This window comes from Shigella sp. FC1544, assembly GCF_001722145.1.
Classification (GTDB): Bacteria; Pseudomonadota; Gammaproteobacteria; order Enterobacterales; family Enterobacteriaceae; genus Escherichia; species Escherichia coli.
This window is the reverse complement of sequence record NZ_MECT01000177.1, coordinates 23,746-34,048: the sequence shown is the minus strand read 5'-3', so window position 1 is coordinate 34,048 and position 10,303 is coordinate 23,746. Positions and strand designations below refer to the sequence as shown.

The following is a 10,303-nucleotide window of genomic DNA, read 5'->3' as shown; positions in this document are numbered from 1 at the left end:
TTCCATAACTGTCTCAAAAGTGACCATAAGCTCTCCTGAATCAGGAGAGCAGATTACCCCCTGGATCTGATTTCAGGCGTTGGGTGTGGATCACTATTGCACCGTTCGTGACACTTGTTGACTGCCTGTGCGGCATCTGGTATCAAGGTGGCGTGAAGCCGGTTCAGGTTCTCATGCGGAACGTTGGAACCTATATCTCCCCGATACCAAAGGCGAAATGTAAGTGACAAAATGCAATGAACACGTTCTCCGTTAACTGAGGAGCATGGTGATAAATAAAGGTAAATGCAGAAGGTGTAGAGTCTCGCAGATTTCTGACATCATAGAGCCTAACATTAGATGCATAACGCTACAGATTGTAGAATCTCTACAGGTGAAATATACACTGGTTGGCGTTTATGTCGCAAAACATGTCATTCAGGTTCATCTCACCAATAAGGATATGAGTGAAGTGGAGGATAAGTGAGTCTGCTGTCAGAGTTTTCTGGTGTATGTCAGTAACTGCGAACCATGTCTGCTTGATATGGGAGCTTATGGAGGCTCTCTGTACAAGGTTAGGGAGCTAACAAAGCAGGGATAAAAAGTCCGCCTGATGCAGGCACGGTTCGTTAAATCTTTTGCCATTGGTAACAAAATGGTGCGATGAATGTTCAGGCTATCTTTATCTTGATGGTGGTTCAGCTGTTTGGTAAAGAAATCGCTGTGACAATAGAAGAACTGCAGGCAGTACTGGTCCCACATCGTTTGCTCAGTCAACTGGTGAAGTTCCGTAGCGCGTAAATTAATGCTTTGCATGAAACGTTACTGGAGTGGATGAAAGAATACCTGCATATATCATTACTGCGTTGGATTACCAGTACAACAGATTGAATGAACTGGACATGTTGATAGACGGCATTGAAAAGCAGCTTATAAGCATAGTGCGGCAGAGTTAATTGGAGAGCACTTCGCCTTCTGAGTATTAAGTAAGCATGGTGGTACCTGCGGATACTATCTATTCACTGTGCTCGGTCGGCAGCCTTACTGACCAAGGAGTTGGGGGAGTTGATAACAAAGTTGAAAAAACAGCTCTCAACCAAGGTGGTTATTGTAACAATAGCAAATAAGCTGGTGTGACCTGTATCACAATAACCGATTATGGACGTAAATACGACAAAAATATGTCAGTATCAGGCGGTATTAATTGCTGATGCTGATGGACATTAACTCTTAATAAAAGGGTGGATGCTGAAAGGTTGTTATGGTGACGGACGTGATGACGACGGAAAAGAGTATGAGGTTTTGGATTTAAAGTTCGTTCGGGGAATAAGGACCCGGTCAGCTAATTCTCATAGTAGTTCGCATTGCTGGATGCAATACTGTGCTGCAATTACTCGTCGATGTCGGAACAACGGAAGCCTTGCAAACGGGGATGTATTCATACAGGTGTTATGTTATATGGGGTTTTATTGCAGGGGGCTATACCAAGAGAATATATGATATCTCATCAGACTGATGTGAGGGTAAATGAGAATAGAGTAAACGAACAAGGTTGTTTTTTGGCGAGGAAGCAGATGTATGACAATTCTTGTGGAGCTGCCAGTTTACTCTGTGCTGCAAAGGAATTAGGGGTTGATAAAATACCACAATACAAAGGGTCTATGTCCGAAATGACAAGGAAGAGTTCTCTTGATTTGGATAATCGTTGTGAGCGGGATTTATACTTAATAACTAGTGGTAATTATAATCCGAGAATACACAAAGATAATATCGCGGATGCCGGTTATTCTATGCCTGATAAGATAGTCATGGCTACGAGGCTTCTTGGATTGAATGCTTATGTCGTTGAAGAAAGTAACATTTTTTCGCAAGTAATTAGTTTTATTTATCCCGATGCAAGGGACTTATTAATTGGCATGGGATGTAATATAGTACATCAACGAGATGTGTTATCTTCTAACCAAAGAGTTTTGGAAGCTGTTGCTGTATCCTTTATTGGAGTTCCTGTCGGCCTCCACTGGGTGTTGTGTAGACCTGATGGAAGCTATATGGATCCAGCTGTAGGAGAAAATTATTCTTGTTTTTCAACTATGGAATTAGGTGCAAGAAGAAGTAATTCTAACTTTATAGGATATACTAAAATAGGTATTTCCATAGTTATAACTAATGAGGCTTTTTAAATTGTCGTTTTTTATCTGTGAAGGAGCTTGAATATTTTGGGGCGGGGGGCATAACAAATGATATTACTGAGTACAAATTTAGCTATATTGGGCGGATTAGTTGTGTGGGAAGACGAAATGTTTCTCTTGAAATAAGTGAACTCCCTCAAGGAATGATTGTGTGCTTAAATATTTAAGTGCTGGTAAGTTTGAGAAGGCTGACATATTTTGCAGAGCAAACAGTGATTGACTTGGATGATATTTTTATTTTAGTCACTCGTTGTAATTGGAGTATGCTTTATTTTATTTGAAAATAGATGTATTTTATACCCGCAATTTAAACTGTAAGCCCTATGAGGGGTATGGATATTATAAGTTACTCTTTGACTAAGCATAACTTTTGGGGTTAGAAAAATAAATCTCTTGTTAATAATTAATATGATTTTAAAATCAAACTTGTTTATAATTATAAAATAATGTAAGTCGGTCATTTTATGGGAAGATTAGGAGAATAAAACAGTAATTATATTTGAGAAAGCTGCTAATATATTCTTAAAGCTTTTTTGATACTGTGAACGAAGTCTGTTAATGGTGGATTTTTTGTTTATCACCATGTAAAAAAATTGAGTAGTAAAAGCGTTGACTGCTAATCCTCGCTGTTTTTATTGAAACGATTAAAAATACGCTGAATATTTTCGGCCAGTCACTCATCTTCACATAAAATTTTGACCATCATGCCGCATCCCTTAGTTGCACAATTCATTTTCAATGATATGAATATTACTAATTTCACCAGATAATGTTCTCGTGGTCAGCAGGGTATGAGTTGTCACCGTAATTTTAAGGAAACACAGTGCGTGGGGATTGAATAACAGATAGCCGACGGAATTACCCCACCGGCTGAAAGTCAAGTTCAACGAAGATTTTTATTATCTGAATTGGGCAGTTTACATCAGTGTTCGATGTTTATGAAGACGATAGATGGCGAGAAATTATATCCCGAATAGCTTCATCTATTTCTCTCTGAACTGTTTTGTTTATTTTAGATAATGTAAATATTAGAGTTCTGTTTGTTTTATTCTCTTTTCTTTTTATGTAAGTCCGTTTGTCTTTAGAAATAAATAACGAGTCAACTTTTAGCGAAGGGTTTTGCTTTCTGTTTTTGCTTTTCTTTATGATGTTTAAAATTTCTTTTTTATATATGTCCGGGGGCAAATTTGTATCAAGGTCTTTTATTTCTTCCTTTAATATTGGTAGTGTAGAACTAAGAGATTCATTAGCCTTTTCAAGTCCTTTATAATAATTGAATAATATCTTGTAGTCATTAAAGTTAAGTTCTGACGCGATTGGAAATAGAGATATTATTTCCTGTGGAACGCTTGCTGCCTGAAAGGCACGAGTGACTTTCGCGCGAGACAGATTCTCTTTTTTGGCTATGTCTTTATAGGACATCCCTGATACTTTCAGAAAATTAAGACCAATACCAAGTTCTCGGATGCTATGCTCTTTTGCTGTTTGTATATCGTTTGCTAGTTTTCTGGCATCAAGAGTAGATATATATTCTTTTGAATATAGAACTTCAAGATCTGCTCCTGCATATATTGCAGATGCTCTTCTACGAGTGCCATCCAGAATTTCAATTCTACCATCAATCTCCCTTCCTATTACAGGGAAGAATTGTTGTAGCTTTATAGTTTTTATGATATCGGCTAATGATTCTTCTGTTAGGGATTCTTGATCGCGTACATTCGTTTTTTGGTTGACGAAGGTTAAATCTTGGATCCTTTTATGAGGAATCTTGGCTTTGATAAAGGAAACTTTATTACCAGAATGGAGTGTAAACTCTTTCTTTTGGCCTTCCTTTATACTTAACAAGTCGTTGCACAAATCCACCATATCACACCCTGTTTATTCATATTGATTTATATTGACAAAAGTTAAATGCAGTGTGAGCAAGATTGTATGTAACTGTTGATGATAGTCAACGGTAGTCTTAAAAATTACTATTTTAATAGCTGGATTGATGCAATTTATCTTTATTGGATAAAAGAATAATATTCTTGTGGAGCTCTGATGTGAGAGCTCCATAGATGAAAAAATGCTTATCAATTACTATATTGATTTTGTACTATTTTTGACTACAGAAATAAGATCTCCAATAGTAATAATGTGTTCTAATGCAGATTCATCTATACGTAGATTGAACTCAAAACTAATCATATCCAGCATTTCAATCAGAGAAAGAGAATCGGCAGAAAGATCTTCAATAAATTTAGTTTCTTCAGATAGTTTGCTGTACGCTATACCATAGCAAAAGGCCACTATTGATAATATTTTTTCTTTTATCATATTTTAATCCTTATTGATATTCTTTAATACTTTTGATAGGGAAGTGGTTACATCTTTTGCTGCTTTATATATATTATTGTTTTCAGCTGTAATATCATTGTTATTTTTTAAATCAGATATATCATCTGTAAGTAATTCTGCAGAGGTATCGTCAATTTTTGACAATACCTTGCTGAGGGCGCTAGATACTTCTTTTGCCTTTTCATAGATCGCATGATTTTTATCAATTGTATCTGCGTTGGTTTCTGTTACGTAGTTTATTGTATTTGCATCTGTAACTTTTAATTTGTTGTTTATTCTGTGTTCTGTTGTGGATTTTGTAATGTCCTTTGATTTTTCCTGTAACTCTCGTTCTTGTGTTCCTGATTTAGTTCCAATGAGAGATATAAGATTACTTAGGGAGTTTGTTACTTTTTTTGAAGCTTCAAATATCGTTTCCCGTGTTAAATATGTGTCTCCATTTCTTGATAAAAAATCAGTCTGAAGTACTTTTGAATCAGTGTTTGAGTTGAATTTATTGATTTGCGAAGCTACTCTATGAGAAAGAGAAGCGCTACTTTTAGTTGTATCTGATGAGTTATCATTACTGCTTGTCACTCCTTCCGGGTGGAGAGGGGGGGTGGTTGAAGAGTTCTGTATGTTCAGAGGCCTGTGTCCCCGAGAAAGAGAGTTATTTGTAGATCTTTCTTGACTACTCGTAGTTAACAGGTCTGAACCTATTCCATCCGAATTATCTGGAGTATGGTTGAAAACCTTTTCTAAAGCTGAATTATTTGCAAATGTCTGGACAGTATCTGATATAGAGTGTGGTAGAACGGAAGTTACTTTTTGAACTAGTGCTCTTTGTGGATTTAGTAATGAGTTTCCGTTACGGGATAATAGATCGTTTGTCTGAGAAGTAGGAGACTGTGCATCATTTTCTGGGTTCTCGTGATAGCTATTGTCATATACTCTGTTGTCAAAAACTCTATTATCGTAAGTTCTATTATCATTATTTATATGATAGTGAATTACAGGTTGGGATGTTTTCTCATTGGCTCCGGGGGTTGGTCCGCCATCTGGCATATCTTCGGGAGGTGTAGGGAGGCCATCTTGGATAGGATGCGAATCTTTTATATCTTCTAAAATATCATTAAGGACTTTTCTCAACAGCTCAGGAAACACGGCTACTGTATTTAAGTCTCTTGACAGTTTACCTATACCAAATCCTTTACTATCAATAGTATTTTTACGTTGATTGCGCAAACTATCAAAGGCAAGTTTTGCCTGTGCGTCAACTAAATCATCTAGTTTGAGAGATGAAACAGTTTCATTACTTAACTTTAATTCAGCAAGAATATTATTCTTGATAAATGATGATACTTCAGTATTGAGGAGTTTTTGTCCCAATGATAAAGCTTCACCAGATGTGTGTTGTTGTGCTAATAGTGCAAGTCTGTGCTCAATGTTTTGTCGTAATTGATGGAGTTTCTTATTCTTTGCCGACCATGGTCCAAAGGCAGAATCTTGGGATAATTTATCTTTTATAATTAGTTCCGAATACTGTGCGACAATTTTTTGAAGTCCCTTTTCGTTTTCAAAATTAAGACCATTTTGATGTACTAAGGAGTACAAAACATTTGAAAATTCTAGAATCTCGCTTTTGGCATACGCATTCATTGAGTTGGAATAAATGCTTCTTAACACATCTTCTTTCCCTGAGGAAGAAAATAAAAAATCAAGACATTTCTGATTAAAAGACGTTGCAAAGTTTTCTTTTTCAGACACTGATGCTGGTGTTTTTAGAGAAGTTTGCGAACTATGGATATCGGATATTTTGCTTTTTAACTCGCTGTATTCTGTTGATGATGGTGAAGTTGCCTTATATAAGAATGTTGGCGCTTGAGTATTATTTACATTATGCATGGCGCACCTCAGAAATGGAGAAAAAGTTTATCTGTATCTGTACATGAGCTTATTGTACTACTCAAAACCTTTACTAAATTATCAAAAATACTATTGGCATTACTGTATTTTTGAACTAAAGTTTGAAGATTATTTTTCATTGTTTCATCTTCGGCAGAGAATCCGGCATTCCATGCCTGATATTTTGCATTATCTAGCACAACCTCGTCATTTCCACCTAGATTATCTAAGCTTTTTAACATATTGTCTATTGGGGTCATGTTTATATTGACAACATATCCCCCGTTTTTTTTAGATACCTTGCCGATTGTTCCACCTAATTCTGTAAGCCATTTATTTGCTTGTTCCTTACTAACAGTATTATTTGCTGGATATAGCGGTTTATCTTTATATTTATCCTTGAGCTTTGTCAATTCGTCTTTAAGCGATTTGACTTGTAATTTCACGGAGTTTCCGTCGTTACCTCCGGGAGAGATCCAGCCGGCAAGACTGGAAAGAACAGCGCTAAAATCTTGATACATTTGAGTATATGAACTAACGGCATGTTCATATACTTTCAGATACTGTTCATTAATATTATTGATTGACTTTGCAATTTTATCCCACAGTTCTCTGTGAGATATCATTTCATATCCATCAAGCTCGGCTTCTTTCGGGGCTGAATGTAATAATTCTCTTGCGTCTTTATTAATTGGATATTCTTTATTGGAAAGAATATCCAATAGTTGAGCGGATTTGTTTACATCCATGCTAATCTGAGATGAATGTAATGCTATTTCTTCTAGCGATGTTTTAGTCAACGTTTTTTGTGAGAGATCTTTCTTTAATGCCTGATTTGTTGTTCTGATATTATGAAGGGTGTCGTTGAGCATAGTAAGGGAACTTACAGGATGAGAACTGGTCGTTGTTTTTATATCAGAATTAACTGTTTCGGTTGATGAACCGTTGGTATTGTTTGGGCTGAATGATGAGGTGGAAATACTATTAGTCAGAGTTGTTATATTCATGGTTATTTCCTTATAGGAAGAGCCATATATTATTATGGCTCTTGGATATATTAAGCTCGAATGTTACCAGCAATCTGACTGGCTGTAGAATTCCTTGATTGGTTGATGTTGTCAATTATATTCAATAATTTTTGTATTAATTGATTTGTCGCTTGGGATGCTTCTTTAGATACTTGGGATGCTTCCTCTGCTTGTTTACTGCTGGCCTGACTGATTAGTTGTTCTTCTTCTTCAAGAGCAGATGTATAACGCCCTCCTGATGTGGATATATTACCAGCAACGGCTGATGTCTCCATTGTTGCACGGCCAATGTTTTGTTTTTGCTGAGCAGAAAGGGTATTGAGCTCGTAAGCTCTTCTCTGGGTGTCAATTTTATCCTGCAAAGAAATATCGGGAGAACTAAGAGAAGTTTTATGTTCAGTTGACAGGGATATATTATCTGGTGCCAGTTTATTTTTACCTAAAATTTTTGTGCTAGAGTTAGTTTGTGGTGAGGTGATATTTGTATCTATTTGTTTATTTAACCCTAATTTAGAACCTGCAAGCTCTTTTTCAAGAGATTGAGCAGTGGCAAGGTTCTTTCTTAAGGCTCCTTTTTGTTCGCTAATCCCTGAATGCGTTTTTTTGGCACCGATACCCGTTATACCTACTTGTGTGACCGCTCCAGTAATGCTTGATGATAGGGCTGCTAGGCCTTGCCGAACAATGTTCTCTGCAGCTGATTTTGTAGCATCGAACGCAATCAATGACAATTGAGAGCCCAATCTAGTTTCTGCAGTGCGGAGAGCAGAAAGTAGAACGGCTACACTAATAATTAAAGAAACAGCATTAGAAGAAAGACTGGAAATATCCAGGGTGTTCTCTGGAGTAATTGTGTGACTCATTTCTGAAAGATCTTTCATCTTTTTGTCAGTAAGGCGAGCAATGATTTCTGAATCATGCTGAACCTGCTCTGATAACTTTAAAAGTTGATCATCATTTAATGTAGTTGTTAATACGGGATTTTTACCGACATTAAGTGGAATATGTGCTGCTAACTGCTGATAATTTTGTGATTTTTGTGTTTCGGAAGAACTTTGAGTTTGTTTTGTGGATATATCTGTATATAAAATCGGGGCTGGTTTTGTGTTTTGAATTTCCATAACATTCTCCTTATTTGTATCAAGCAGTAGTTTGTTGCAAAATTGCTTTTGCAACATCAGTTCTATTAGCCTGAGAGTTGGACATTGAGGCTAACAGATCTGCAATTACTTCCTGCAATTGGCCGAATTTTTCTATTGCGTCACCGATGTATTTTGACAGTTGTTCAACTTGATATTTCGATAATGTCAGGTCTGCTAGATTTTTCGACGCGTTGTTTTGGAAAACAGCAGAAGCGACATTTCCTCCCGCTTGTGTGGCAGAGTTAACACTTTCTCCTAATAAAACTGCTTGGTTTAAATGGGTGGAAATAATTTGTTTGGATATTACTTCATCACCCGCTGCACCAAGAAATTTATTTAATCTGGCAACAGCATTAGTGATTAAATCGTCCAGTTGAGAAGAAAAATTCTTGAGAAACTTTGGTATAAGGTCTGTGAGGGTTTTACCTATTATTTTGCCAATATTCTCTGCAAGTTTTGCTGCTGCCTGTTTACCAACAGTGGCTACGAGAACGACTGCTGCAACCAAGACAAGAGCGCCTGCGATTGCCCCCAGAATAGAGCCAATCATTTTGGCTTTTTTCGAGTCGACGCCCAAGCCTTCGAGCATTTTTGTAAATGCATCTGAAAGGAGTTTGATTAAGGGTTCAATGACTGCTTTCATGATCGGATTCAGGGCTTGTTCCATGAAGGAATTGCCGGTCGCTGCTTGTACTATAGCATCCGTAACCATAAGAGCTAAACCAACAGCTGCCAGTGCTAGAGATGCTCCTCCAGAAAAAGCTGCTGCAACAACACTAACGATAGTTAAAAGTGCCCCAAGTATTTTCCCAACACAACCCATTACTCTGTTGAGTTCTTCTGCTTTACGTACTTCAGCAGCATACTCATCAGATTTTCTCTCCATTTCAGTTTTTCTTGATTCTTGGAGAGACTGGAATAGAGCCAGATCATTTTTTAAAGATTCTTCATTATTTTTTCCAACTAGTTGAATAAAGGTTGCCATCAATTGAGTAACACTGGCAAGTCCGGTTAATGATTTCTGCTGGGTTGATAGCTGTTCAGCAGATGCTGTGTTTGAAAATGCAGAAAAAGAGTCTATTTCTTTTTCGAGTTGCATTGATTTATCTGTAAGTTTGCTATGAATTGACAGGGTTTTCTGCTCAATCAATGTCCTGTCTTTAACTGCTGCGTCTTTTTTGATAGTGAGTTGTATTTCTTCCCGTCTTAATTTTTTATTTTCTGGTGAATCTGGGTCGAGTTCGGATAATTTTGTTTGAATTTGGTTAATTTTATTTTCTAGGTCTTTTATTTTAGAATCTGCGTTTTTTAGTTTATTAATTTGTTTTTCATAGTCTCTGGTTAGTCCTTCAGTTTCAGATAGAAGAGTATTAATTTTATCGGAGAATTCTAGGTTTTTTTGCTGTCTTGCCTGTTGCTGGGACTTCCAGGCAGTAATTTTATTTGTTAATGCAGTTAAAGATTTTTCACCGAGTATTTGAATAAGGTTTCCAATTAAAAGCGTTAGTTGGGAACTTGCATTTAATGACTTTGGTGCTTTAAGTTCAGGGATTAATATATTCGAAGTTGAGTGTGCATTAGTTGTATTAATATTTTTGTTAGCAGTAAGATCAGCAATTGTAAGAGAAAATAATTTGTTAGCTGCATCATTTGCAGCCTGGATAGTATTGTCTCCAAGCTCAGTGGAAGCCAATATTTTGGCAAGAGGCAAACCAGTGGTTGTGGTGCTTACATTATGCAT

Annotated in this window: 7 protein-coding genes and 1 pseudogene; 2 read left to right on the top strand and 6 right to left on the bottom strand. The window is 36.8% G+C overall.

The window, feature by feature from the left end; translation table 11 throughout:
- Positions 1-373: 373 nt before the first annotated feature.
- A pseudogene (locus BGK49_RS31020) lies at positions 374-1,183 on the top strand (transposase).
- Between the two features lie 196 nt (positions 1,184-1,379).
- Positions 1,380-2,159, top strand: coding sequence for a type III secretion system effector cysteine protease IpaJ (gene ipaJ / locus BGK49_RS10930; RefSeq protein WP_046891860.1), 780 nt, complete (start codon positions 1,380-1,382; stop codon positions 2,157-2,159).
- Positions 2,160-3,104: 945 nt separating this feature from the next.
- On the opposite strand, the gene virB is transcribed toward ipaJ, so the two are convergent.
- From virB to ipaB, 6 genes are all read right to left on the bottom strand, one after another.
- Positions 3,105-4,034 carry a virulence regulon transcriptional activator VirB gene (virB, locus tag BGK49_RS10925; protein ID WP_000227976.1) on the bottom strand — a complete coding sequence of 310 codons (930 nt, stop codon included), beginning with the start codon at positions 4,032-4,034 and terminating at the stop codon, positions 3,105-3,107.
- Positions 4,035-4,250: 216 nt separating this feature from the next.
- Positions 4,251-4,487 (bottom strand): phosphopantetheine-binding protein, encoded by a 237-nt coding sequence (locus BGK49_RS10920; RefSeq protein WP_000588812.1) that lies wholly within the window; start codon positions 4,485-4,487, stop codon positions 4,251-4,253.
- A 3-nt stretch (positions 4,488-4,490) separates the two neighbouring features.
- Positions 4,491-6,392: a T3SS effector invasin IpaA gene (gene ipaA, locus BGK49_RS10915; RefSeq protein WP_012421748.1), complete on the bottom strand. Its 1,902-nt coding sequence runs from the start codon at positions 6,390-6,392 to the stop codon at positions 4,491-4,493.
- Positions 6,393-6,400: 8 nt separating this feature from the next.
- On the bottom strand, positions 6,401-7,399 hold the full coding sequence (gene ipaD, locus BGK49_RS10910; RefSeq protein ID WP_046891859.1) for a type III secretion system needle tip complex protein IpaD: 999 nt from the start codon (positions 7,397-7,399) through the stop codon (positions 6,401-6,403).
- Positions 7,400-7,449: 50 nt separating this feature from the next.
- On the bottom strand, positions 7,450-8,598 hold the full coding sequence (gene ipaC / locus BGK49_RS10905; RefSeq protein WP_073816660.1) for a T3SS translocon subunit IpaC: 1,149 nt from the start codon (positions 8,596-8,598) through the stop codon (positions 7,450-7,452).
- The gene (ipaB, locus tag BGK49_RS10900) at positions 8,561-10,303 is read right to left on the bottom strand and encodes a type III secretion system translocon subunit IpaB (protein WP_052764820.1); all 1,743 of its coding nucleotides are present in this window, start codon (positions 10,301-10,303) and stop codon (positions 8,561-8,563) included. The genes ipaC and ipaB overlap by 38 nt, the downstream gene beginning before the upstream one ends.

Bases quoted from the DNA above. Each gene is read 5' to 3' on its own strand.
- ipaC (WP_073816660.1), bottom strand. From the start codon at position 8,598: ATGTTGCAAAAGCAATTTTGCAACAAACTACTGCTTGATACAAATAAG.
- ipaA (WP_012421748.1), bottom strand. From the start codon at position 6,392: ATGCATAATGTAAATAATACTCAAGCGCCAACATTCTTATATAAGGCA.
- virB (WP_000227976.1), bottom strand. From the start codon at position 4,034: ATGGTGGATTTGTGCAACGACTTGTTAAGTATAAAGGAAGGCCAAAAG.
- ipaJ (WP_046891860.1), top strand. From the start codon at position 1,380: ATGTCGGAACAACGGAAGCCTTGCAAACGGGGATGTATTCATACAGGT.
- ipaD (WP_046891859.1), bottom strand. From the start codon at position 7,399: ATGAATATAACAACTCTGACTAATAGTATTTCCACCTCATCATTCAGC.
- BGK49_RS10920 (WP_000588812.1), bottom strand. From the start codon at position 4,487: ATGATAAAAGAAAAAATATTATCAATAGTGGCCTTTTGCTATGGTATA.
- ipaB (WP_052764820.1), bottom strand. From the start codon at position 10,303: ATGCATAATGTAAGCACCACAACCACTGGTTTGCCTCTTGCCAAAATA.